The 23,593-nt window shown below is 72.5% G+C and carries 15 protein-coding genes and 1 pseudogene; 11 read left to right on the top strand and 5 right to left on the bottom strand.

What is annotated here, in order from left to right; all coding sequences use genetic code 11:
- Nucleotides 1-17: 17 nt before the first annotated feature.
- The 8 genes from G127AT_RS05150 to G127AT_RS05115 all read left to right on the top strand — a co-directional run bounded on the left by G127AT_RS05150 (nucleotide 18) and on the right by G127AT_RS05115 (nucleotide 15,069).
- The gene (locus G127AT_RS05150) at nucleotides 18-2,591 is read left to right on the top strand and encodes a DEAD/DEAH box helicase (protein ID WP_210900729.1); all 2,574 of its coding nucleotides are present in this window, start codon (nucleotides 18-20) and stop codon (nucleotides 2,589-2,591) included.
- Nucleotides 2,592-2,865: 274 nt separating this feature from the next.
- The gene (locus tag G127AT_RS05145; RefSeq protein ID WP_210900727.1) at nucleotides 2,866-7,008 is read left to right on the top strand and encodes an ExeM/NucH family extracellular endonuclease; all 4,143 of its coding nucleotides are present in this window, start codon (nucleotides 2,866-2,868) and stop codon (nucleotides 7,006-7,008) included.
- 675 nt (nucleotides 7,009-7,683) lie between these two features.
- On the top strand, nucleotides 7,684-8,373 hold the full coding sequence (locus tag G127AT_RS05140) for a hypothetical protein (protein WP_210900725.1): 690 nt from the start codon (nucleotides 7,684-7,686) through the stop codon (nucleotides 8,371-8,373).
- 133 nt (nucleotides 8,374-8,506) lie between these two features.
- Entirely contained in the window at nucleotides 8,507-9,199 is a 693-nt protein-coding gene (locus G127AT_RS05135) for a YcnI family copper-binding membrane protein (RefSeq protein WP_210900723.1), read from the top strand.
- A gap of 41 nt (nucleotides 9,200-9,240) precedes the next feature.
- Nucleotides 9,241-10,110, top strand: a complete 870-nt coding sequence (locus G127AT_RS05130; RefSeq protein ID WP_210900721.1) for a copper resistance CopC family protein — start codon at nucleotides 9,241-9,243, stop codon at nucleotides 10,108-10,110.
- 9 nt (nucleotides 10,111-10,119) lie between these two features.
- Complete coding sequence (gene recQ, locus G127AT_RS05125; protein ID WP_425305883.1) at nucleotides 10,120-12,153, top strand: DNA helicase RecQ; 2,034 nt, start codon at nucleotides 10,120-10,122, stop codon at nucleotides 12,151-12,153.
- Between the two features lie 148 nt (nucleotides 12,154-12,301).
- A complete protein-coding gene (locus G127AT_RS05120) occupies nucleotides 12,302-12,745 on the top strand; it encodes a hypothetical protein (protein ID WP_210900719.1) in 444 nt (147 codons plus the stop codon).
- Nucleotides 12,746-12,972: 227 nt separating this feature from the next.
- Nucleotides 12,973-15,069 (top strand): acyl-CoA dehydrogenase family protein, encoded by a 2,097-nt coding sequence (locus G127AT_RS05115; RefSeq protein WP_210900717.1) that lies wholly within the window; start codon nucleotides 12,973-12,975, stop codon nucleotides 15,067-15,069.
- Between the two features lie 152 nt (nucleotides 15,070-15,221).
- Here G127AT_RS05115 and G127AT_RS05110 read toward each other — a convergent pair whose 3' ends face one another.
- Both G127AT_RS05110 and G127AT_RS05105 read right to left on the bottom strand, forming a co-directional pair.
- Entirely contained in the window at nucleotides 15,222-15,401 is a 180-nt protein-coding gene (locus G127AT_RS05110) for an HPP family protein (protein WP_210900715.1), read from the bottom strand.
- Nucleotides 15,402-15,502: 101 nt separating this feature from the next.
- Nucleotides 15,503-16,507, bottom strand: coding sequence for a malate dehydrogenase (locus G127AT_RS05105; RefSeq protein ID WP_210900713.1), 1,005 nt, complete (start codon nucleotides 16,505-16,507; stop codon nucleotides 15,503-15,505).
- 152 nt (nucleotides 16,508-16,659) lie between these two features.
- Here G127AT_RS05105 and pip point away from each other — a divergent pair.
- Nucleotides 16,660-17,610, top strand: a pseudogene (gene pip / locus G127AT_RS05100) (prolyl aminopeptidase); the annotation flags it as partial.
- A gap of 246 nt (nucleotides 17,611-17,856) precedes the next feature.
- Nucleotides 17,857-18,747: a KPN_02809 family neutral zinc metallopeptidase gene (gene ypfJ, locus G127AT_RS05095; protein ID WP_210900709.1), complete on the top strand. Its 891-nt coding sequence runs from the start codon at nucleotides 17,857-17,859 to the stop codon at nucleotides 18,745-18,747.
- A 26-nt stretch (nucleotides 18,748-18,773) separates the two neighbouring features.
- Here the strand turns inward: ypfJ and G127AT_RS05090 are convergent, their stop codons facing one another.
- From G127AT_RS05090 to G127AT_RS05080, 3 genes are read right to left on the bottom strand one after another with little or no spacing between them, the layout of a single operon-like run.
- Nucleotides 18,774-19,049: a LapA family protein gene (locus G127AT_RS05090; RefSeq protein WP_210900707.1), complete on the bottom strand. Its 276-nt coding sequence runs from the start codon at nucleotides 19,047-19,049 to the stop codon at nucleotides 18,774-18,776.
- The gene (locus G127AT_RS05085) at nucleotides 19,046-20,080 is read right to left on the bottom strand and encodes an EamA family transporter (RefSeq protein WP_210900705.1); all 1,035 of its coding nucleotides are present in this window, start codon (nucleotides 20,078-20,080) and stop codon (nucleotides 19,046-19,048) included. Before G127AT_RS05085 ends, G127AT_RS05090 begins: the two co-directional genes overlap by 4 nt.
- A gap of 32 nt (nucleotides 20,081-20,112) precedes the next feature.
- Nucleotides 20,113-20,895 (bottom strand): SDR family oxidoreductase, encoded by a 783-nt coding sequence (locus G127AT_RS05080; protein ID WP_210900703.1) that lies wholly within the window; start codon nucleotides 20,893-20,895, stop codon nucleotides 20,113-20,115.
- A 110-nt stretch (nucleotides 20,896-21,005) separates the two neighbouring features.
- Here G127AT_RS05080 and G127AT_RS05075 point away from each other — a divergent pair, with 110 nt between their 5' ends.
- Nucleotides 21,006-23,513, top strand: coding sequence for an HAD-IC family P-type ATPase (locus G127AT_RS05075; RefSeq protein WP_210900701.1), 2,508 nt, complete (start codon nucleotides 21,006-21,008; stop codon nucleotides 23,511-23,513).
- Nucleotides 23,514-23,593: the final 80 nt, after the last annotated feature.

The following is a 23,593-nucleotide window of genomic DNA, read 5'->3' as shown; positions in this document are numbered from 1 at the left end:
TGCGGCAGACTCGAACGATGGAACTCCTGGATCGCGCGCCGCACCCGTACGACGCCGACGCGATGTACGACGCGTTCGTGGAGTGGGCCGAGTCGCGCGGGTTCGCCCTCTATCCCGCGCAGGACGAGGCCGTGATGGAGATCGTCGGCGGCTCGAACGTGATCCTGTCGACCCCGACGGGCACCGGCAAGTCGCTCGTGGCCGTCGCCGCGCACGCCACGGCCGTCGCCCGGGGCGGGCGGTCCTATTACACGGCGCCGATCAAGGCGCTCGTCAGCGAGAAGTTCTTCCAGCTCGTCGAGATCTTCGGCGCCGCGAACGTCGGCATGGTCACCGGCGACAGTTCCGTGAACGCGGATGCGCCGATCGTGTGCTGCACCGCCGAGATCCTCGCGAACCTCGCCCTGCGGCAGGGCGAGCACGCCCCCGTCGACCAGGTCGTGATGGACGAGTTCCACTATTACGGCGACCCGGAGCGCGGCTGGGCGTGGCAGGTGCCGCTCATCACGCTGTCGCATGTGCAGTTCGTGCTCATGTCGGCCACGCTCGGCGACACGACGGCCATCGCCGAGGACCTCGAGCGCCGCACGGGCCGGGCCACCGCCGAGGTCACGGGCGTCGAACGGCCGGTGCCGCTGCATTTCTCGTACGCGAAGACGGCCGCGCAGGAGACCGTCGAGGAGCTCCTGGAGACCCGGCAGGCGCCGATCTACATCGTGCACTTCTCGCAGGCCGCCGCCCTCGAACGCGCGCAGGCGCTCTCCTCGATCCGGGTCGCCACCCGCGAGCAGCGCGACGAGATCGCCGCCGCGATCGGCGACTTCCGGTTCACGACCGGGTTCGGCAAGACGCTGTCGCGGCTGGTACGGGCGGGCATCGGCATCCACCACGCGGGCATGCTGCCGCGCTACCGTCGGCTCGTCGAGACCCTCGCCCAGCGCGGCCTGCTCCGCGTCATCTGCGGCACCGACACCCTGGGCGTCGGCATCAACGTGCCGATCCGCACGGCCCTCATCACCGCCCTCGTGAAGTACGACGGGCAGCGGATGCGGCAGCTCTCGGCGCGCGAGTTCCATCAGATCGCCGGGCGTGCCGGCCGCGCCGGGTTCGACACCGCCGGCACCGTCGTCGTGCTCGCCCCCGAGCACGAGATCGAGAACGAGCACGCCCGCAAGAAGGCCGGCGACGACCCGAAGAAGCTGAAGAAGCTCGTCCGCAAGAAGGCCCCGGCCGGGCAGGTCACCTGGACGGAGGCGTCGTTCGACCGCCTCGTGGATGCCGACCCCGAGCCCCTGCAGCCGCAGCTGACGATGACGGCGGCGATGCTCATCAACGTCATCGCGCGCGGCGGCGACGCGCTCGGAAACATCCGCCGCCTCGTCTTCGACAACCACGAACCGCGGGCCCGGAAGTTCGCGCTCGCGCGGCGGGCGATCGAGATCTTCCGTACCTTGAAGACGGCGGGCGTGGTCGAGTTCGTGCCCCGAGCGGATGCCGGGGCCCCCGCCGACGAGCCCGCACCCGGCCTGGGCATCGGCGTCCGCCTCACCGTCGACCTGCAGGCCGACTTCGCGCTCAACCAGCCGCTGTCGCCGTTCGCGCTCGCCGCGATCTCGCTGCTCGACCCGGAGGAGCGGGCCGGGGCATCCGCACCCGAACCCGGCGGGGTCGGCACCGGCCACTACGCGCTCGACGTCGTCAGCGTCATCGAATCGACCCTCGACGACCCGCGCGCGATCCTGTCGAAGCAGGAGTTCCGGGCGCGCGGCGAGGCGGTCGCGGCGATGAAACGCGACGGCATCGAGTACGACGAACGCATGGAACGCCTCGAGGAGGTCACGTACCCGAAGCCCCTCGCCGAACTGCTCGAGCAGGCCTTCGAGACCTTCGCGGGCGGCCAGCCGTGGGTGCGCGACTTCGAGCTCAGCCCGAAGTCGGTCGTGCGCGACATGTTCGAGCGGGCGATGTCGTTCACGGAGTTCGTCTCCTTCTACCAGCTGGCCCGGAGCGAAGGCCTGGTGCTCAGGTACCTCTCCGATGCGTTCCGCGCGATCCGGCAGACGGTGCCGGAGGAGGCCAAGACCGAGGAGCTGCACGACGTCATCGAGTGGCTCGGCGAGCTCGTCCGGCAGGTCGACTCCTCCCTCGTCGACGAGTGGGCCGAGCTCGTCGACCCGTCCCGGCATGTGGATGCGGGCGGCGTCGTCGTGCCGCCAGCGCCGCCCTCGGTCGTCGGCAACCGGCGCGCGTTCACGGTGCTCGTGCGGAACGAGCTGTTCCGGCGCGTGCAGGCGGCCGCGTTCGAGCGGGAGGAGGAGCTCGCAGGGCTCGACCCCGACTTCGACTGGCCGGGCGCCCTCGACCGCTACTACGCCGAGCACGACGGGATCGGCATCGACGCGGCGGCGCGATCGGCGGCCCTCGTCGCGATCGACGACGCGGATGCCGCCGACGGCGTCTGGCGCGTCGAGCAGACCATCGCCGACCCGGCCGGGGATCACGACTGGCGGCTGCGGGCGGTCGTCGACCTGCCGGCGTCGGAGGAGGCCGGCGCGGCGGTCGTGCGCACGGAGGCGTTCGTGCGGTTGTGAGGGGCGCCCGGCTGCGGGTGCGGATGCCGTGGGGCGCCGCCGCGGCATCCACCGGTTGCGGTGCTCGCGGCATCCACTCGCCCCGCTGCTCATCTGCGCAGCAGCCCAGTGCGCGACTGCTCATGCGTGGAAGCACGTGAACGGGGCGTGAAATCCGGCCCGACCCCCTTCCGCAGTGTCGGAGGCCCCTCATAGGCTACGGTCAGCGTCCCCTCACCGCGCGTGCACCCGGCGCGCGAGGGGCGGCCGACCCGAACTCCCGAGGAGATCCCCAATGGAGCAGCGCAGCATCCGTCGTTCGTCCGTCGCCGCGGTCATCGCCGCCGGTGCCCTCGCCACCGGCCTGCTCGGGGCGCCACCGGCCTTCGCGGCCGAACCGACCCATACGATCGCCGAGGTCCAGGGCACCGGCGACGCGACCCCGCTGGCCGGGCAGACCGTCACCGTCGAAGGCGTCGTCACCGCCGACTTCCGCACGGGCGGGTACCGGGGCGTCTACCTGCAGACCGCCGGTTCGGGCGGGGTGGATGCCTCCCGCACCGCCTCCGACGGCATCTTCGTCTTCCTCGGCTCGCGCACGCTCGACGCCGACCCGGGCGACCTGGTGCGCGTCACGGGCACCGCGACCGAGTACAACGGGCTCACGCAGATCTCCCTGACGTCCTCCGAAGTCGTCTCCTCCGACGCCGAGCAGCCCGTGCCGACCCCGCTGCCCGAAGACGTCGTCGGCGACGCCCGCGAACTGCTCGAGGGCATGCTCGTCGAACCCGCCGGCGAGTACCGCCTCGCGTCGAGCCACAACCTCTTCAGCTTCGGCGAGCTCTGGCTCGACCCGGGCGAGGAGTTGCCGGTCAAGAGCACCGAGGCCTTCCGGCCCGGCCCCGAAGCGGATGCCGTGGCCGCCGCGAACCGGGCGTCGCGCATCCTGCTCGACGACGGCTGGTCGATCCGGGTCGACAACGCGGCCCACCCGAACGACCAGCCCTACTTCACCGAGGGCACCGTGGTGCGGAACGGCGACCGCGTCGACTTCCCCGACGCCCCCTACGTGCTCTCCTACGGCTTCGACGAGTGGCGCCTCCAGCCGTTGCTGCCGGTCGACAGCGAGAGCGACGAGTCGCTGAAGCCCGGCTTCGAGTCGCTGAACCCGCGCACCGATGCGCCCGAGGACGTGGGCGGCGCCGTCGAGGTCGGCGCGTTCAACGTCTACAACTACTTCACGACCTTCCGCGACGAGGATTCGAACGCCCGCGGCGCCGCGAACGCCGCCCAGTTCGCGATCCAGCAGGAGAAGATCGGCCGGGCCATCCACGGTCTCGGCGCCGACGTCGTCGCCCTGCAGGAGATCGAGAACTCGGTCAAGCTCGGCAAGCCGATCGACTCGGCCCTCGCCGCGCTCGTCGCCCACCTGAACGAGACCGGCGACGAGGAATGGGCGTACGTGCCCACCCCCGCCGTCCTCGACGATGCGGCGATCACCGACTACATCACGAGCGCGATCATCTACCGCGCCGACCGGGTCGCCCCCGTCGGCGACAGCCTCGCCCTCGTCGACGAGACGGTGTGGGACATCGCCCGCGAACCCATCGCGCAGGCCTTCGAAGGACCCGACGGCGAGATCTTCTCCGTCGTCGCGAACCACTTCAAGTCGAAGGGCGGCGACGGCGATGAGCCGGCCGACGGCCAGGGCCACTTCAACGCCGAGCGCGTCGCGCAGGCCGAATCGCTCCTCGGCTTCACCGACGACGTCGCCGAGGCCGCCGGAAGCGACCGCATCTTCCTCATCGGCGACTTCAACTCCTACGCGAACGAAGACCCGATCCAGGTGTTCGCGGATGCCGGCTGGGTCGACCTCGTGCCCGAGCGCACCGACGAGTTCACGTACACCTTCGACGGCGAGCTCGGCTCGCTCGACCACGTGATCGCGAGCCCCTCGGCCGCCGAGCAGGTCCGTGGGGTGGATGTCTGGAACATCAACTCGCCCGAGTGGAGCGACCGCGGCTACGCCTACGGCGCCGCCGATGCGTCGAACCCGTTCCGCTCGAGCGACCACGACCCGATCCTCGTCGGCGTGGGCGGCCCCTCGGGCGAACCGGCCGGCGCCGTCGACATCGACGTCGTGACGATCAACGACTTCCACGGCCGCATCGAGCAGTCCGCTCCGTCGGCCGGCGCCGCGGTGCTCGCCGGGGCCGTCGAGTCGATCCGCGCGGCGAACCCGAACACGATCTTCGCGGCCGCCGGCGACCTCATCGGCGCCTCGACGTTCACCTCGTTCATCCAGCACGACGAGCCCACGATCGAGGCGCTGAACGCCGCCGGGCTCGAGGTGAGCGCGGCCGGCAACCACGAGTTCGACCAGGGCTGGGCCGACCTCCGCGACCGCGTGCAGGGCCTGGCCGACTTCGATTACATCTCTTCGAACGTCTTCCTCGACGGCACCGACGAGACCGCCCTCGCCCCGTACTGGACGAAGACGCTCGACGACGTGACCGTCGGCTTCATCGGAGCCGTCACCGAGGAGCTGCCCTCGCTCGTCAGCCCGGCCGGCATCGCCGAACTCGAGGTGCGCGACATCGTCGACTCCGTGAACGCCGCCGCCGCCGACCTCACCGACGGCGACGACGCGAACGGCGAGGCCGATGTCCTCATCCTCCTCGTGCACGAGGGCGCGGCGACCACGGCGATCGACTCGGCCCTCGGCGACACCCCGCTCGGCCGCATCGTCTCCGGCGTCACGCCCGAGGTCGACGCGATCGTCTCGGCGCACACGCACCTGGCCTACAACCACGTCATCGACGGCCGCCCGGTCGTCTCGGCGGGGCAGTACGGCGAGCGCTTCGGCGTCATGCGGCTCTCGGTCGACCCCGGCACGAAGGAACTGCTGTCGATCTCGAACGAGATCAAGCCGCTGCTGGATGCCGGAGGGGCGCCGCTCTATCAGGCCGACCAGGAGGTCGCCGGCATCGTCGCCGAGGCGAAGGCGGTGGCCGATGTGCTCGGTGCCGAGAAGGTCGGCGACATCACCGCCGACTTCAACCGGGCGCTGCAGCCGGGCACCGATCAGCAGGGCAACCCGACTCTCGTCGAGAACCGCGGCGGGGAGTCGACCATCGGCAACTTCGTCGCCGATGTGCAGCTGTGGGCGGCCGAGCAGACCCGCGATGTCGACGTGGCGTTCATGAACCCGGGCGGCATCCGCACCGATCTGAAGTTCGCCGGCAGCGGCGAGGGCGACGCCGACGGCAACGTCAGCTACCGGGAGGCTGCGAACGTGCAGCCGTTCGCGAACACCCTGACCGTCATGGAGCTGACGGGTGCGCAGATCGTGCAGGTGCTGGAGGAGCAGTGGCAGCCCGCCGAGGCGAGCCGCCCGTTCCTGAAGCTCGGCGTGAGCGAGGGCCTCGAGGTCGTCTACGACCCGGCCGCGGCGGCCGGCTCGCACATCACCTCGGTGCGCCTGAACGGCGAACCGCTCGATGCATCCCGGTCGTACTCGGTGGTCGTGAACTCCTTCCTCGCGGCCGGCGGCGACAACTTCGGCACCTTCGCCGAGGGTGCGAACCGCGCCGACAGCGGCCTCGTCGACCTGCAGTCGATGGTCGACTGGTTCGATGCGCACGCCGATGCGCCGGCCTCGCCCGATCTGCGGCAGCGCTCGGTCGGCATCGCCGTCTCCGAGGCTCCCGCTGGCGGCTTCCGGCCGGGCGACCCGATCACGGTCGACCTCTCCTCGCTCGACTTCTCGACGACCGAACTGCACGCCGACTCCGTGTCGGTGACGATCGGCGGCGTGGAGATCGGTTCGGCCGAGGTCGACAGCGAACTCGTCCCCGCCTCGGACGAGGTCGGCCGGGCGACCGTGACCGGCGTCATCCCGCCCGCGCTCGCCGGCGAGCAGCTTCTCGAGGTGCAGGTCGCCCCGACCGGCAGCCGCGCCGCGCTGCCGATCACCCTCGCCCCCGCCGATCCGGCCGCCCCGACGATCTCGATCGACGTCGACTCGGTGAAGCCGGGCGAGCCGATCACGATCTCCGGCGCGGGCTTCGCCCCGGGCACGGAGGTCGGCGTCGAACTGCACAGCACGCCGGTCGCCCTCGGCACCGCCACGGCCGCCGCCGACGGTACCCTGTCGCTGACCGCGACCGTGCCGCTCGACGTCGCCGCCGGCACCCACACCGTGTACGCCTTCGTCGACGGCATCGCCGTCGCCTCGGCGACCCTCGTGGTCGAGGCCCTCGCCCCGGTCGACCCGACGGACCCGGCCGGCCCGGCCGGCCCCGGCACGGCCGGCACCGGATCGGGCGCGGGCCTCGCCTCCACGGGCGTCGAGCTCGGGTGGGCGGCCTTCGTCGCCCTCCTCGCCCTCGGCTTCGGCACGGCCTTCGCCGCCCGCCGTCGCCCCGCCCGCCGCTGACCGCAGGTGCGAGCCCGGGCCTCCGCCCGGGCTCGCACCTGCACTCGCCCCTCCCGAAGCGCCGCCGTCCCGGCGGCGCTTCGTCGTCGTCCCCGGGCTGCGCCCCGTGTCCACGTTGGAGGTCGGCTCTCCCGTGAGAGGGGCGCGGACTCCCGTGCTCCATAGGGAGGGTCGACCTCCTTCGTGGGGCCAGCGCGCCGGCGCGGCGCGGCAGCGCTCTCGCCAGACCCGACGCACCGCGAGGAGTGCCCGTTTCTCGCCGGATCGGGCGTCTGCCGAATGGCGCACCTCAGGAGTCCCGGTCTCCCGTCGGAATACGAATCTCTCGCGCAGCGCGCCCTTGGAGTGCCGATCTCCCGGACAGCGCGCCCTTGGAGTGCTGGTCTCCCACCGGAGTGCCGATCTCTCGGACGGCGCGCCCTTGGAGTGCCGATCTCCCGCGTAGCGCGCCCTTGGAGTGCCGATCTCCCGTGGGAGTGCCGATCTCCCGGACGGCGCGCCCTTGGAGTGCCGATCTCCCGCGGGAGTGCCGACATTCCGGCACTCCAGCGGGAAATCGGCACTCCTGCGCCGCGGCGCGTCGCTCTTCGCGCCTCCCCAACGGCACTCCTGTGCCCGGCGGCGTGCGGACGGGACGCGCGGCGACGTGGGCATGTGAGCGCCTAGGCTGGAGGCATGCCGCAGTCGACGAACACCCGGGCGCGCCGAGCGCTCCGCGGGCTCTTCGTCGCCGGTGCGGCGGTCGTCTTCGCCTCGGTCGCGCACACGCTCGGCGGCGGCCGTGCCCCGGGCCTCGTCGTCATCGCCCTGACGCTGGCCGCGGCGGTGCCGATCGCGATGCTGCTCGCCCGCCCCGGCCGCCCGGCGCGGCGTCGGCGCACCGTCGTCGCGGCGCTCCTCGCGCAAGCGGCCCTGCACACCCTCTACTCGCTCGGCGGCGGCGGCGGCGGCGGCAGCGGCGGTAGCAGAAGCAGCGGCAGCGGAGGCGCGGGCACCACCGCCGAGCTCGGTGCGGCCACGCTCGGGGCGCCCGCGGCATCCGCACACGTGCACGACCCGCTCGCGGGCCTCGACGCAATCGGCGGCGCCGCACCGTCCGTGTCGGCGGCGGGCGCGCTCATGCTCCTGGCCCACGCGGGCGCCGCGGTCCTCGCGGTCGTCGTCCTCCTGCGGGTGGATGCCGCACTCGATGCCGCGGCCGGCGCCCTCCGGGCTGTCGTCGCCCGCGCGCGTCCGGTGCTCGCGCCGCCTCCGCAGGCGGCCCCGCGCGCCGCATCGCCCGCCGCGCCCCGTCGCGCGCACTCCCTCGTCATCCTGTCCGCTCATCCGCATCGGGGGCCGCCGGCGTTCGTCCCCGCGCACTGACGCGAGCCGATCCGCACCCGTGAACGGGGAGCGGCCGCTCGTGCCGCAGCGCGAGACGACCACTCGACCGGCGGCTCGGCACCCGTGTGCAAGCCGACGGCACCCGATTCCGGACAGATCTAAGGACACACCCATGCACATCTCCCTTCGCCGTACCCTTCCGCTCGGCGCCGCAGCGCTCGGCGCGGGCGCCCTCCTCGCCCTCGGCACGCCGCTCGCCGCGAGCGCGCATGTCACCGTCGACCCGTCGAGCACCGCGGCGGGCGGCTACGCCGTGCTCGATTTCTCGCTCGGCCACGGCTGCGAGGGGTCGCCGACGACGACGCTCACGATCGACATCCCCGAGGGCATTGAGTCGGTGACCCCGCAGATGAACCCGAACTGGACCGTCGAGAAGGTCGCCGACGGCGACGCCGTCCGCCAGGTCGTGTACCGGGCCGTGACGCCCCTCGAAGACGGCTTCCGCGACACGGTTTCGGTGCAGGTGCGCCTGCCGGAGGACGCGGCGGGCGAGACGCTCGAGTTCCCGGTGCTGCAGGAGTGCACCGAGGGCGAGACGAACTGGAACGAGCCGTCGGGCGACGGCGCCGAGCCCGCGTCGCCGGCGCCGGTCGTGCACGTGACCGAGGCGGTGGCCGACCCGCACGGCGGCCACGGTGCGGCGGGTGCCGGCAGCACGGATGAGGCGACGGCCGGCACGAGCGAGGCGGCGGACGAGACGCCGGTGGATGTCTTCGCCCGCGTCGCCGGGATCGGCGGCCTCGTGCTCGGGGTCGTCGCGCTCGTCGTGGCGCTGACTTCACGCCGCCGCGGGGCGGCCTTGTGAGCGGCGGGGCCCGTCGGTTCGCCGGTGCGAAGCCGCGCGGCATGCGCGCGCCCGCGGGGCGTGCCCGCGCGAACCGCCGCACGGCGAATGGTGACCCGGTCAACCACGACGCGGCGAACGGCGACTCGGCGGACGGCGACCCGGTGAACCACGACTCGGCGAACCACGACTCGGCGAACCGCCACGCAGCGAACCCCACCCGGGCCGACCGCGACCCGGCGAACCATGCTCCGGCCGGCCCGCCGCGGGGCGGCGCCGTGATGCATACCGCCTGGCGGTCGCTGACCGCGGGCCTGCTGCTCGGCGCGGTCGTGGCCGCGGCGGGCCTGGCGATCGCGGCGATGCCGGCCCTCGCCCACAATTCCCCGGTATCGTCGTCGCCGGCCGAGGGCTCGACGGTCACGGCGCAGCCGGGCACGGTGAGCCTGACGACGAGCGATGTGCTCCTCGACCTCGGCGACGGGGGAGCGGGCATCGACGTGGTGGATGCCGCGGGCCTCCACTATGCGACGGAGTGCGCCGTGATCGACGGGCCGACCGTCGAGGCGGCTGCGGCGCTCGGCGAGCCGGGGGAGTACACGGTGAAGTGGCGCGTGGTCTCGGCCGACGGGCATCCGATCTCGGGCGAGTTCGCCTTCGACTGGCGGCCGGCGGCGGGCGTGGAGCTCGCCGAGGGTTCGACGGAGCCGGCGTGCGAGGTCCTGCGCGACGGTGCGGGCGACGGCGGTGCGGGCGACGGCGGCGCCGATGACGCGGTGGATGCCGGTGACGCGGCGGATGCCGGCGACTCGGCCGACTCGGCCGGCATCCCCGGCGAGGTCTGGTGGATCGGCGGCACCGTGCTCGCCGTCGTCGTCGCCGGCGGGGTGACGTGGATGCTCGCCCGCCGGCGTGTCGGCGGTGATGGTTAGGCTCGGGGGGTGACTTCGATCCCCCTGCCCGAGCCCTGGGACCCGGATGCGTTCGCGCCCCCGGAGGACGAGTTCGCGCCGCCGCCCGACGACTGGGACGCGCCGCCCCCGCCCGACGACCGGTTCGACACGGTCGCCGCAGGGCCGGGCGGCGGTCCGGGGGCCGGCGGCGCGGCATCCGCTGCGGGAGGCCGAAGCCCGGGCCGGGCGGCCCCCGCCCGCTTCGGCACCGCCCTCGAGGCGCTGCACACGGTCTTCGGGTACGAGTCGTTCCGCGGCGAGCAGGCCGAGATCATCGCTCAGCTGGCCGGTGGCGGCGACGCCGTCGTGCTCATGCCGACGGGCGGCGGCAAGAGCCTCTGCTACCAGATCCCGGCGCTGCTGCGCGAGGGCACGGGCGTCGTCGTGTCGCCCCTCATCGCGCTCATGCACGATCAGGTCGAGGCGCTCACGCGCAACGGCGTGCGCGCCGCGTACCTGAACTCGAGCCAGCACCCGGGCGATCGAGCCGAGGTCGAGCGGGCGTTCCTCGCGGGCGAGCTGGATCTGCTCTACATCGCGCCCGAGCGACTGAACACCGAGGGGGCGAAGTCGCTGCTGTCGCGGGGGCGCGTCGCGCTGTTCGCGATCGACGAGGCGCACTGCGTGTCGCAGTGGGGCCACGATTTCCGGCCCGACTACCTCGCGCTCGGCGAGCTCGCCGAACGCTGGCCGGACGTGCCGCGCATCGCGCTGACGGCGACGGCGACGGAGGCGACGCACCGCGAGATCACCGAGCGGCTCGCCCTCGGCGACGCGAGGCATTTCGTGGCGAGCTTCGACCGGCCGAACATCCAGTACCGCATCGCGCCGAAGGCGGAGGTGCGCAAGCAGCTGCTCGATTTCGTGCGCAGCGAGGGGCGCGACGCCGACGGCAACCCGGTTTCGGGCATCGTCTACGCGCTCTCGCGGGCGAGCACGGAGAAGTTCGCGGGCTACCTCGCCCAGCACGGCGTCGATGCGATGCCGTACCACGCGGGCCTCGACGCCGAGACGAGGCGCCGCACACAGGATCGCTTCCTCCGCGAGGACGGCGTCGTGATCGTCGCGACGATCGCGTTCGGCATGGGCATCGACAAACCCGATGTGCGCTTCGTCGCGCATGTGGATCTGCCGAAGTCGGTCGAGGGCTACTACCAGGAGACGGGTCGCGCCGGCCGCGACGGTGCGCCGGCGACGGCATGGCTGGCCTACGGGCTGCAGGACGTCGTCCAGCAGCGCCGCATGATCGACCAGAGCCCGGGCGACCTCGCGTACCGGCGCCGTCTGCAGTCGCATCTCGATACGATGCTCGCCCTGTGCGAGACGGTGAGCTGCCGCAGGCAGAACCTGCTGGCCTATTTCGGTCAGCGTTCCGAACCGTGCGGCAACTGCGACACCTGCCTCGAGCCGCCCGCGTCGTGGGACGGCACGATCCCCGCGCAGAAGCTCCTGTCGACCGTCGTGCGCCTGCAGCGCGAGCGCGGGCAGCGGTTCGGCGCCGGCCACCTCATCGACATCCTCCGCGGCAAGCGCACGGCGCGCGTCGAGCAGTACGGGCACGATGCCCTGTCGACGTGGTCGATCGGCGGCGACCTGTCGGATTCGCAGTGGCGCAGCGTCGTCCGGCAGCTCCTCGCGCAGGGGCTGCTGCAGGCGAAGGGCGAGTACGGCGTGCTGGAGATCACGCCCGATGCGACGCCCGTGCTCGCCGGCGAACGGCAGGTGTCGCTGCGCACCGAGCCCGAGCGGCAGGTCCGGTCCGAGCGGCGCAAGGCGCCGGCCGCGGTGGATCTCGAACCCGCTCAGCTGGAGCTCTTCGAAGCGCTGCGCGCCTGGCGGGCCGGCGAGGCGCGCGAACAGGGCGTGCCGGCGTACATCGTCTTCGGGGATGCGACGCTGCGCGCGGTCGCCGTCGCGAAGCCGGCGAGCCTCGCCGAACTCGACGGCATCACCGGCATCGGTGCGAAGAAGCTCGAGGCCTACGGCCAGGCGCTCGTCGACACGGTCGCCGGGCACGCCTGACGCTCCGCCCCGGCGCCGCAGGCGGCGCCCCACCATCGCGGCGGGCGCCGCAGAGCACCGCCGCGGCGGCGGGTGCGCTGCCGGATCGGATGCCCGCGGCATCCACTCGCGATACGATCGGGAGCAACGCAGGCGATCGGGGGGATCGATGAGCGGGATACTCGGGCCGACGCGGCCGATCGGGGTCACGGTCGTGGCCGCACTCGTCTGGATCGGCGCCGTCATGGACGTCGTCGCCGGCATCCTCGTCTTCGCGCTCCTCGGTGCGCCCGAGCTCGCCGAGGAATACGGCGGCACCGGCGGGCTCGTCTCGCTGGCGATCGCGTCGATCCTCTTCGGCGTCGCCGCGTTCATCGTGGGGTTCGGGCTGCTGGCCGGCAACCCGGTCGCCCGGCTCGCGATCACGGTGCTCGAACTGTTCTCGATCGGGATCTCGGTGTGGCATTTCGCGATCGACCCGAACGCGGTGTGGAGCGAGCTCGTGAGCATCCTCATCGCGATCGCGATCGTCGGGCTGCTCTGGGTCGGGGATGCCGGCCGCTGGTTCCGCCAGCTCGCCCCCGACGAGCCGGACGATCCGAAGCTGCGGTGACGCAGACGCAGACGCAGACGCGGGCTCGGCGACAGGGCGCCTCGGCATCCACCCGCCTTGTCGATGACATGACAGCGCGGCGGCCTCGACTTGTGCGGATCCTCAACGCTGTGCGAGGCGTTCCGCCGCCCGTTTGTCGCCGCCGCACCGTTCGCTACCGCCTCCGAAACACCGGGCATAGCGTGGAATGACCTCCTCCAGATCTCAACGAAGGGCAGACACCGACGATGGTTGACACGGCCTCACGTCCCACCGGCGCCCAGGGCGCCACGGCATCCACGACCCCGGCGAAGGGCTCCCGGCCCGGCCCGAAGGTCGACGTCGAGGCGCTCGGCCGGCAGCTGCTCGGCACGTGGGCCGACATCCGCCTCGCCTCACGCGAGCGGGCCGCGATGCCCGAACTGCAGCGCATCGAGGGCCAGAGCATGGAGGAGCACCGCGAGCGCGTGCTCGCCCAGCTGCAGATCCTCGTCGACATGGGCGCCATCAGCCGCGCCTACCCGAAGGAGCTCGGCGGCGAAGACGACCACGGCGGCAACATCGCCCAGTTCGAAGAGCTCGTCATCGCCGACCCGAGCCTGCAGATCAAGGCGGGCGTGCAGTGGGGCCTGTTCGGGGCCGCGGTGCTGCACCTCGGCACCGAGAAGCACCATAAGAAGTGGCTGCCCGACATCATGAGCCTGAAGCTGCCGGGCGCGTTCGCGATGACCGAGACCGGTCACGGCTCCGACGTCGCCGCGATCGGCACGACCGCGACCTACGACGAGGAGACGCAGGAGTTCGTCATCGACACCCCGTTCCGCGGGGCGTGGAAGGACTACCTCGGCAACGCCGCCCTGCACGGGCAGGCCGCGACCGTGTTCGCCCAGCTCATCACGAAGGGCGTCAACCACGGCGTGCACTGCTTCTTCGTGCCGATCCGTACCGCGAACGGCAACTTCAAGAAGGGCGTCGGCGGCGAGGACGACGGGCTGAAGGGCGGACTGAACGGCATCGACAACGGTCGCCTGCACTTCACGGGCGTCCGCATCCCGCGCGAGAACCTCCTGAACCGTTACGGCGACGTCGCCCCCGACGGCACGTATTCGAGCCCCATCGCGAGCCCCGGCCGCCGCTTCTTCACGATGCTCGGCACGCTCGTGCAGGGTCGCGTCTCGCTCGACGGCGCATCCACCGCCGCGTCGGCGATGGCCCTCACGATCGCGATCACGTATGCGACGCAGCGCCGCCAGTTCAATGCCGCGAGCGAGACCGACGAAGAGGTGCTGCTCGACTACCAGCGCCACCAGCGCCGCCTGCTGCCGAAGCTCGCGACGACGTATGCGCAGACCTTCGCGCACGACGAGTTCCTGCAGAAGTTCGATGCCGTCTTCAGCGGCAAGGCCGACACGGACGCCGACCGGCAGGACCTCGAGACGGTCGCCGCGGCCCTGAAGCCGCTGTCGACGTGGCACGCGCTCGAGACGCTGCAGGAGGCCCGCGAGGCCACGGGCGGCGCCGGCTTCCTCGCCGAGAACCGCATCGTCGGCCTCCGTCAGGACCTCGACATCTATGTGACCTTCGAGGGCGACAACAACGTGCTCCTGCAGCTGGTCGCCAAGCGCCTGCTGACCGACTACTCGAAGAAGTTCGCGAAGGCGGATGCCGGGGCGCTCGCCCGCATGGTCATCGCCCAGACCGCCGAGAAGGCCTACCACGGCTCGGGCCTGCGCCGCCTCGGCCAGTCGGTCTCGGACTTCGGCTCGACCGGCCGTTCCGTCAAGGAGCTGCGCGACCCCGAGATGCAGCGGGAGCTGCTCACCGACCGGGTCGAGACGATGATCGCCGGCATCGCCGGTCGCCTGCGCAACACGAACAAGATGTCGCCGGCCGCTGCGGCCGCCGCGTTCAACCGCAACCAGGACGAGCTCATCGAGGCCGCCCGCGCCCACGGCGAGCTCCTGCAGTGGGAGGCGTTCACGCGCGGCCTCGCAGAGACGAAGGATGCCGGCACCAAGCAGGTGCTCACGTGGCTCCGCGACCTCTTCGGCCTCGGCCTCATCGAGAAGCACGCCGCCTGGTACCTCATCAACGGCCGCCTCTCGGCGCAGCGCGCGCAGTCCGTGACGGCGTACATCAACCGTCTGCTGGAGCGCCTGCGCCCGTACTCCCTCGACCTGGTCGACGCGTTCGGCTACTCGCCGGAGCACCTGCGGGCGAAGATCTCCTCGGGCGCCGAGCAGGAGCGCCAGGACGAGGCGCGCGCCTACTACGCCGAGCAGCGTGCGAACGGCACCGCCCCGATCGACGAGAAGACCCTCGTCAAGAAGGCCAAGAAGAAGTAACGCTCGAGACAGCGGCCCGCTCTCTCAGGGGGCGGGCCGCTTCGTCGTGCGGCGGGTGCCGCGGGGTGCGGATGCCGGGGGTCGCCGCGACCGGCGGGGTGCGGATGCCCTGGGTCGCCGCGACGTGGCGGGGTGCGGATGCCCCGGCGCGCTCAGTCCTGGGCGGGCGGCTTCATGATGGCGCCGGCCGCGAGGCCGACGGCGAGGCCGGCGGGCAGCCAGAGCCAGAACTGGGTGACGAGGCTGATGACGACGCCGACGATCGCGCCCACGACGACGCCGGCGATGATCTGACGGCGGCGCGCCGCCGGGTCGGGCTGCGAAGATGCCATGCCACAAGCCTACGTGCCGCATCCCGGGCGGGTCGCCGGGCGCGGCCTGCGCCGCGGAGTGCGGGGCCGGGCTCAGTGCTCCGCGGCATCCACTCGCGGACTCAGATGAGGCCGAGGGCCCGCACCGCTTCGCGTTCCTCGGCGAGTTCGGCGACGGAGGCCTCGATGCGGGCGGCCGCGAAGGCGTCGCGTTCGACGCCCTGGACGATGTGCCAGGCGCCGTCGAAGGATTCGACGGGGAACGAGCAGACGAGCCCCTCCGGCACGCCGTAGGAGCCGTCGGAGACGACGCCGGCGCTCGTCCAGCCGGCTTGCGTGCCGGCCGTCCAGTCACGCATGTGGTCGACGGCGGCGGATGCCGCCGACGCCGCCGAGGAGGCGCCGCGCACCTCGATGATCTCGGCCCCGCGGTTCGCGACGCGGGGGATGAAGGTCTCGACGAGCCATTCGCGGGCGCCGTCGGCTCCTTCGAAACGGTTCTCGAGCAGCCCGGTGACGGGGTCGCCGGCCGCGGTTGCGTGGGCGAGGTCGGGGTACTGGGTCGCGGAGTGATTGCCCCAGATCGCGACGTCGCGGATGCCGCCGACGGGGGTGTCGAGGGCGATCGACAGCTGCGCGAGGGCCCGGTTGTGATCGAGGCGCGTCATCGCGGTGAAGCGGTCGGCGGGCACGTCTGGGGCGTGGGCGGCGGCGATGAGCGCGTTCGTGTTCGCCGGGTTGCCGACGACGAGCACGCGCACGTCGTCGGCGGCGTGGTCGTTGATGGCCTTGCCCTGGGGGCCGAAGATGCCGCCGTTGGCTTCGAGCAGGTCGCCGCGTTCCATGCCGGCGGTGCGCGGGCGGGCGCCGACGAGCAGGGCGACGTTGGCGCCGTCGAAGGCTCGCGCCGCGTCGTCGTACACCTCGACGCCGGCCAGCAGCGGGAATGCGGAGTCCTGCAGCTCGAGGGCGGTGCCCTCGGCGGCCTTGACGCCCTGCGGGATCTCGAGCAGCTGCAGGCGCACCGGCGTGTCGCCGAACATCGCTCCGGAGGCGATGCGGAAGAGCAGCGCGTAGCCGATCTGGCCTCCCGCGCCCGTGATGGTGACCGTGATCGGGTGACTCATGTTCCGAGCCTACGCCGGGCGGCCCTGGCGGGGAACCGCGCACGGCACCGGGGTCGCGGAACGCCGCAGCCCCGACGGCGGTGCCCGCGGAACGGCGCGGCCCCGGCGGCGCGGCTCTTCCCCGCATCCACCCCGCTCGGTAGCGTGAGCCTATGCGAGACATGTATCCGGAGATCGAGCCTCTCGAGACCGGCATGCTCGACGTGGGGGACGGACAGCACATCTATTGGGAAGTGTCCGGCAACCGCGACGGCAAGCCGGTCGTCTTCCTGCACGGCGGCCCGGGGGCGGGCACAGCGCCTGCGCACCGGCGCCTGTTCGATCCGGAACGCTACCGGATCGTCCTCTTCGACCAGCGCGGCTGCGGCCTCAGCATTCCGCATGCGAGCGAGCCGGGCGCGGATCTGTCGACGAACACGACGTGGCATCTCGTGGCCGACATGGAGCGGTTGCGCGAGCATCTCAGCATCGACCGCTGGCAGGTCTTCGGCGGGTCGTGGGGCAGCTCGCTCGCGCTCGCCTATGCCGAGACGCATCCGGAGCGGGTGACCGAGCTCGTGCTGCGCGGCATCTTCACGCTGCGGCGCGAGGAGCTCGACTGGTTCTACGAGGGCGGGGCGTCGGCGGTGTACCCGGACCTGTGGGAGGACTTCCTGGCGCCGGTGCCGCCGGTGGATCGCGCCCATCTCATCGACGCGTACGCGCGGCTGCTGACCGACCCCGACCCTTCGGTGCACCAGGGTGCGGCGATCGCGTGGGCCAGATGGGAGTCGTCGACGATCACCCTGCTGCCGCAGATCGAGACGGTCGCCCGCTTCACGGCGCCTGAGTATGCGACGGCGTTCGCGCGCATCGAGAACCACTACTTCCGCCACGGCGGGTGGTGGGAGGAGGGGCAGCTGATCCGCGATGTGGATCGCATCCGCCACATCCCCGCGGTCATCGTGCAGGGCCGCTACGACATGTGCACGCCGATGATGACGGCCTGGGATCTGCACCTGGCCTGGCCCGAGGCGCGGTTCGAGGTCATCGCCGATGCGGGGCATGCGTACGACGAGCCGGGCATCCTGGCTGCGCTGATCGCGGCGACGGACCGCTTCGCGGGCGAGGGAGCGGCGATGGCGGACGAGGATGCGGACGAGGACGTTGACGAGGACGCGGACGAGGAGGCGGACGAGGAGGAGCGCGAGGACGACGTCGACCCGGATGACGACGACGAAGGCGAGCGCGAGGACGACCTCGACCCCGACGAAGACGACGAAGACGACGAAGACGAAGATGACGATGACGATGACGACCGTGATGACGACGATCGCTGACGCGGCCCGGGGGTGCTGAGGCGGCCGGCCATGACGTTCGATCCGAACGCCGACATCAGCCGGGGGCGGGTCTCCAGGCGCGGCCGCACGGCCGGAATCACGGCGGCCGGCGGCGGCATCGGCGTCGTCGTGATCTTCCTGCTCTCGCAGCTGTTCGGGGTGGATCTCAGCGCCTTCGTCGGCGGAGGCCAGGCCGGCGGCGGGGCGACGGGCGGCGAGGAGATCGCCCTGGAGGAGTGCCGCACCGGCGCCGACGCGAATGCGAGCGTCGAGTGCCGGATGAAGGGCGCGGCGGCCTCCCTCGACCAGTACTGGGCGGCCGCGGCCCCCGAGGTCGGCATCGCCTACGCCTCGCCGCAGAACGTCGTGCTGTTCGAGGATCAGGTCTCGACGGGGTGCGGGGCGGCGAGCGCGGCGACGGGCCCGTTCTACTGCCCGCCCGACGAGACGATCTACATGGACGTCGATTTCTTCGGGGAACTCCGCACCCGCTTCGGGTCGAGCGGCGGGCCGCTCGCGGAGATGTACGTCGTCGCGCACGAGTGGGGCCATCACGTCCAGAACCTCGCCGGCATCCTCGACGCGACTCGCGACGGGCTGACCGGCGCCGATTCGAACGCGGTGCGCACGGAGCTGCAGGCCGACTGCTTCGCCGGCGCGTGGGCGGGCGACGCATCCGACCCGCGCGAGGTGGGCGGCACGCCGCTGCTCGAGCCGGTCACCGAGGCGCAGGTGGCGGATGCCCTGAGCGCGGCCGCCGCGGTCGGCGACGACCGCATCCAGCAGGCCGCGCAGGGCGAGGTCTCCCCGCACACCTTCACGCACGGCACGAGCGAGCAGCGTCAGCGCTGGTTCACCGCCGGCTACGAGCGGGGTGCGGCGGCGTGCGATACCTTCTCGGTGCCGGCCGGCGGCCTGTAGCCGGTGGATGCCCGGGCGCCCCGGCCTCAGCGTTGCTCGCGGCGGGCGGCGCGCCGTTTGGCGAAGACGTAGCCGACCGCGCAGCCGGCGGCGAAGACGATGAGGGCGACGAGCCACAGCGGCACGGTCACGGTGATCCACAACAGCGACATCGTCGTCGTCTGCCAGGCGATGCCGTTCTGGATGATGAACACGACGGCGAGCACGATCAGCAGGATCGCGACCCAGCGCTGTTTCAGCCATTCCAGGAACCGGTTCGGCGGCGAACCGGGCGTACTCTGCCGACCGATGTCGTCCGTCATGGCCGCTCCCTCGCCTCGTCGGCCTCAGCATAGCGAGCGGCACGGGTGTCTGCGGTGGATGCGGCGCTCGCGGCATCCACTCGGGGCGTCGCGGGGCGTGCACCCCGCGAACCGAGGGTCGCCGATATCGCGAGCACGGCGAGGCCGGCGGCGAGCATCCCGATCCCCGCCCAGGCGCCGGGCACGAGCGTCTCGTGCAGGAGCAGGAGGCCGAGCAGGCTCGCCGTCAGCGGTTCGGCGAGCACGAGCGTCGACACGACGGGCGGGCGGAGCGAGCGCAGCCCGGCGGCGTAGAGCAGGTAGGCGAGGGTCGTCGTCACGAGGCCGAGCCAGAGGGCCATCGCGAGCCCGCCTGGCCGGGCGAGCCAGGCGGTATCGCCGCCGAGCAGCACGGGAAGCGAGGCGAGCGCGGCCAGGCCGAAGACGGCGCCCATCGTGCCGGCCGGGCTCCAGCCGCGTTCGAGGAGCCCCTTGCTGGTCACGGTGTAGACGGCGTACGAGGCGCCGCCGCCGATGGATGCCGCGAGGCCGGCCGGATCGGCGGCGGCCCCGTTGCCGTCGCCGGCGAAGGCGAGCATCGCGATGCCCGCGGTGGCGATGGCGGTCGCCAGGAGCCAGAGCCCGCCGGGGCGGCGGCCGGTGACGGCCCAGTCGAGGGCTCCGGTGATGACGGGCGCCGAGCCGAGGGCGACGACGGTGCCGACGGCGACGCCGTTCGCGGCGGTTCCGGCGAAGAATGCGGGCTGGTAGGCGAACACGCCGGCCGCGCCGATGCCGACGAGCAGCCATGCGGGCGTCCGGCCGAGGAGGCCGGGGGAGCCGGGTCGGGTGGATGCCGCGCCGAGCGCCCGGCCGGCCGAACGCCGCCGCCGGAACCGCAGCACCCCGGCGATCGTCGCGAGCGCCGCCCCGCCGATGAGCACGCGCGCCGCACCGACCGAGAGCGGGTCGGCCGCCGGACCGAGAGCCTGTGCGGTGCCGGTCGTGCCGAAGCAGACGGCGGCGAGCAGGACGAAGACGATGGGGCGCACGGCGTCATTGTTCCACGCCGTGCGCCGCCGTCTCACCAGGTCGAGTCGCCGCGCGTGACCGCGTCGAAGCCGCCGTCGATGAAGACGACCTGCCCGGTCACGTGCGTGTTGACCTCGCTCGTGAGCCAGACCAGCAGCTCGGCCGGCGCGGCGGGCCCCATGGGGCCGTTCAGCGGCATCGGCACCGACTGCAGCACCTGCTCGCGGCCTTCCGGGGTCGCCATGAGCGGCTCGGTCATGGGCGTCAGCACGATGCCCGGCGCGATCGCGTTCAGCGGGATGCCCGCGCCGGCCCACGCCTCGGTGGGCGCCTGCCGGCGGAGCCAGCGGGCCAGGGCGCGCTTGGAGGTCGGATAGTTCAGGTAGCCGATCTCGGGCCCGGAGTCCTCGAGCTCCTTGCCGCGGCCGAGCGCCTCGGCCTCGGTGCCCGACTCGATCGCGTTCAGCAGGCGTTCGTCGAACGGGCCGATCGAGGTCATCGAGGCGACCGTGGCCGCCCGCGGCGCATCCGATTTCGCCAGCAGCGGCCGCAGCCCCTCGAGGGTGGCGACGGCGCCGTAGTAGTTGACGGCGACCGTCGCGGCGATGGGCGCCGACAGCCCGGCGACGGCGACGACGCCGTCGAGCACACCGCCGGAGAGCTCCGTGGCCCGGCCGATGACGTCGTCGCGGCCGGATGCGGTCGTCAGGTCGACTTCGATGTCGGCGTTGCGCAGGTCGACGCCGATCACGCGGTGGCCGCGTTCGAGCAGCAGATCGCGGGTCGCGCGGCCGATGCCGCTTGCGGCTCCGGTGACGAGATAGCTGCGGGTCATGACGTTCCTTCCGAGTCGCGTGCAGTGGATGCCGGTCGCGGATGCTCGGGTATGACCGTGCGTTCAGGGTACCGCGTATGCGAGGATCGACGCGAGCGATCGGGGGGTCGATGGGGGACGAGGCAGGGGCGGCATCCGCACCCGAGGGCACCGGCCCGGCACCCGTCGAGCCCGGCCCCGACGGGCTCACCGCGGCCCAGGCCGCCGAGCGGATGCGCGCCGGCCTCGCCAACGCCGCCGCCGACGCATCCAGCCGCAGCGTCTGGTCGATCCTCCGCGCGAACGTCTTCACCCTGTTCAACGCGATCGTCGTCACGGGGTTCGCGATCCTCCTCGTGCTCGGCCACTGGCAGGACGCCCTGTTCGGCCTCGCCGCCCTCGCCAATGCCGTCATCGGCGTCACGCAGGAATACCACGCGAAACGCTCCCTCGACCGGCTGGCGCTCATGCACGCCCCGCGCGCCCGCGTCGTCCGCGACGGGCGGACGCAGGAGCTCGCCGTCGCCGACGTCGTCCGCGACGACCTGCTGCTGCTCCGCGCCGGCGACCAGGTCACCGCCGACGGGCGCATCCTCGCCGCCACCCGGCTCGAGGTCGACGAATCCCTGCTCACGGGCGAATCCGATCCGGTCGACAAGCAGCCGGGCGACGCCGTCCTGAGCGGGTCGATCGTCGTCGGGGGCGAGGGATCCGCCGTCGTCACCACCGTCGGCGCCGACTCGTTCGCCGCGCGCCTGGCCTCCGAGGCGAAACGGTTCTCGCTCGTGAATTCGGAGCTGCGCTCCTCGGTCGACCGGATCCTGAAGTGGATCACCTGGGCGATCTTCCCGATCATCCTCATCGTCGTGAACGCGAACATGCAGGCCGCGGGCGGCTGGGCCGAGGCCATCGCCGGCGGCGCGTGGAACTCGGCCGCGGTCGCTTCGATCGCCGCGGTCATCGCGATGATCCCGCTCGGGCTCGTGCTCATGACGAGCATCGCCTTCGCCGTCGGCGCCGTGAAGCTCGGCACCCACAACGTGCTCGTGCAGGAGCTGCCCGCCGTCGAAGGGCTCGCTCGCGTCGACGTCATCTGCCTCGACAAGACGGGCACGATCACGAGCGGCGAGGTCGTCTTCGACGAAGCCTTCCCCCTCGGCGGATCGCAGCCGACCGGCTGGCGGCTCGCCCTCGGCTGGGCCGGCGCCGAGCCCGACGCGAACGCCACGGCGCGCTGCCTGGCCGAGGAGTTCCCCGCAGATCCCGCGCTGAAACCGGTCGCCCGCATCGAGTTCTCCTCGGCACGCAAATGGTCGGCGGTGTCCTTCGGCGGCCCCGCCGAGGGCACCTGGGTGCTCGGCGCCCCCGAGTTCGTCCTCGGAGACGGCCCGCACGGGGCGGCCGCACACGAGGCGACCGCCCTCGCCGGCAGGCTCGCCGCCGACGGCCGCCGCACCCTCCTGCTCGCGCACAGCGCGCACGTGCTCGGCGCCTCGGAGGCGGATGCCGGTGCGCTCCCGCATCAGCTCGCCCCCGTCGCCGTGCTCACCTTCCGCGAGGCCGTGCGCGGCGACGCCGCCGAAACCCTCGCCTATTTCGCCGAGGAGGGCGTCGGCGTCCGCGTCATCTCGGGCGACGACCCCCGCACCGTCGCCGCCGTCGCCCGCGAGGTCGGCCTCGACGCCGGCAACGGCTACGACGCCCGCGAGCTGCCCGACGACGACGCCGCGCTCGCCGAGGTGCTCGAGCAGCACCTCGTGTTCGGCCGGGTCACGCCGGCGCAGAAGAAGCGCATGGTGCACGCCCTGCAGGCGAACGGCCACACCGTCGCGATGACCGGCGACGGGGTCAACGACGCCCTCGCGATCAAGGACGCAGACATCGGCATCGCCATGGAGTCCGGGTCGGCGGCGACGAAGGCCGTCGCCCGCATCGTGCTGCTCGATTCGAAGTTCTCGCACATGCCGGGCGTCGTCGCCGAGGGGCGGCGGGTCATCGCGAACATCGAACGCGTCTCGATGCTGTTCCTGTCGAAGACCTCGTACGCGATCTCGATGTCGGTGCTCTTCGGCATCCTGCTGTGGCCCTTCCCGTTCCTGCCGCGGCAGCTGTCGATCACCGACGGGCTGACGATCGGCATCCCCGCGTTCCTGCTCGCGCTGCTGCCGAACGCGAGGCGCTATGTGCCGGGGTTCCTGCAGCGTTCGCTGTCGTTCGCGATCCCGGCGGGCCTCGTCGTGGCCGTATCCATCGCGATCGTCTCGGGCCAGGCCCGCGCCGGCGGCGACGGGGAGGACGCGGTGCGCACCGCCTGCATGACGACGCTCGCGCTCATCGGCCTCTGGATCCTCGTCGTGCTCTCGCGCCCGTTCACATGGATCAAGGCGGGCGTCGTCGTCGCGATGTACGCCGGCCTCGTGCTCGTCTTCCTGATCCCGTGGCTCGTCGACTTCCTCGAACTGGCATGGCCGTCTACCGACACGATCGTCGATGCCGTCATCGTCGTGCCGATCGCCTGCGTGCTCATCGAGGTGCTGGGCTTCTGGCATCGGCGGCGCTTCGGCACCGCCTCGGAGGTCGCCGACCGGCCGCATCCCGTGGCGAAGATGCGCGAACGCCGTGCGGCGGAGCGGGACTGACTCCGCCGCACGGCGTGCATGGATACCGGTGCGCCCCGGCATCCGCTCATGAACCCCGCCCCGGCCCGCGCAGGGGCCGA

The sequence above is a fragment of the Agromyces archimandritae genome (genome assembly GCF_018024495.1).
GTDB lineage: Bacteria > Actinomycetota > Actinomycetes > Actinomycetales > Microbacteriaceae > Agromyces > Agromyces archimandritae.
The sequence above is the reverse complement of the archived record's forward strand: the minus strand, read 5'-3'. Positions and strand labels throughout refer to the sequence as shown.

What these genes read in the sequence shown, in the direction of transcription:
- G127AT_RS05150 (WP_210900729.1), top strand. Translation starts at nt 18, where the DNA reads ATGGAACTCCTGGATCGCGCGCCGCACCCGTACGACGCCGACGCGATG.
- G127AT_RS05145 (WP_210900727.1), top strand. Translation starts at nt 2,866, where the DNA reads ATGGAGCAGCGCAGCATCCGTCGTTCGTCCGTCGCCGCGGTCATCGCC.
- G127AT_RS05140 (WP_210900725.1), top strand. Translation starts at nt 7,684, where the DNA reads ATGCCGCAGTCGACGAACACCCGGGCGCGCCGAGCGCTCCGCGGGCTC.
- G127AT_RS05135 (WP_210900723.1), top strand. Translation starts at nt 8,507, where the DNA reads ATGCACATCTCCCTTCGCCGTACCCTTCCGCTCGGCGCCGCAGCGCTC.
- G127AT_RS05130 (WP_210900721.1), top strand. Translation starts at nt 9,241, where the DNA reads ATGCGCGCGCCCGCGGGGCGTGCCCGCGCGAACCGCCGCACGGCGAAT.
- G127AT_RS05120 (WP_210900719.1), top strand. Translation starts at nt 12,302, where the DNA reads ATGAGCGGGATACTCGGGCCGACGCGGCCGATCGGGGTCACGGTCGTG.
- G127AT_RS05115 (WP_210900717.1), top strand. Translation starts at nt 12,973, where the DNA reads ATGGTTGACACGGCCTCACGTCCCACCGGCGCCCAGGGCGCCACGGCA.
- G127AT_RS05110 (WP_210900715.1), bottom strand. Translation starts at nt 15,401, where the DNA reads ATGGCATCTTCGCAGCCCGACCCGGCGGCGCGCCGCCGTCAGATCATC.
- G127AT_RS05105 (WP_210900713.1), bottom strand. Translation starts at nt 16,507, where the DNA reads ATGAGTCACCCGATCACGGTCACCATCACGGGCGCGGGAGGCCAGATC.
- ypfJ (WP_210900709.1), top strand. Translation starts at nt 17,857, where the DNA reads ATGACGTTCGATCCGAACGCCGACATCAGCCGGGGGCGGGTCTCCAGG.
- G127AT_RS05090 (WP_210900707.1), bottom strand. Translation starts at nt 19,049, where the DNA reads ATGACGGACGACATCGGTCGGCAGAGTACGCCCGGTTCGCCGCCGAAC.
- G127AT_RS05080 (WP_210900703.1), bottom strand. Translation starts at nt 20,895, where the DNA reads ATGACCCGCAGCTATCTCGTCACCGGAGCCGCAAGCGGCATCGGCCGC.
- G127AT_RS05075 (WP_210900701.1), top strand. Translation starts at nt 21,006, where the DNA reads ATGGGGGACGAGGCAGGGGCGGCATCCGCACCCGAGGGCACCGGCCCG.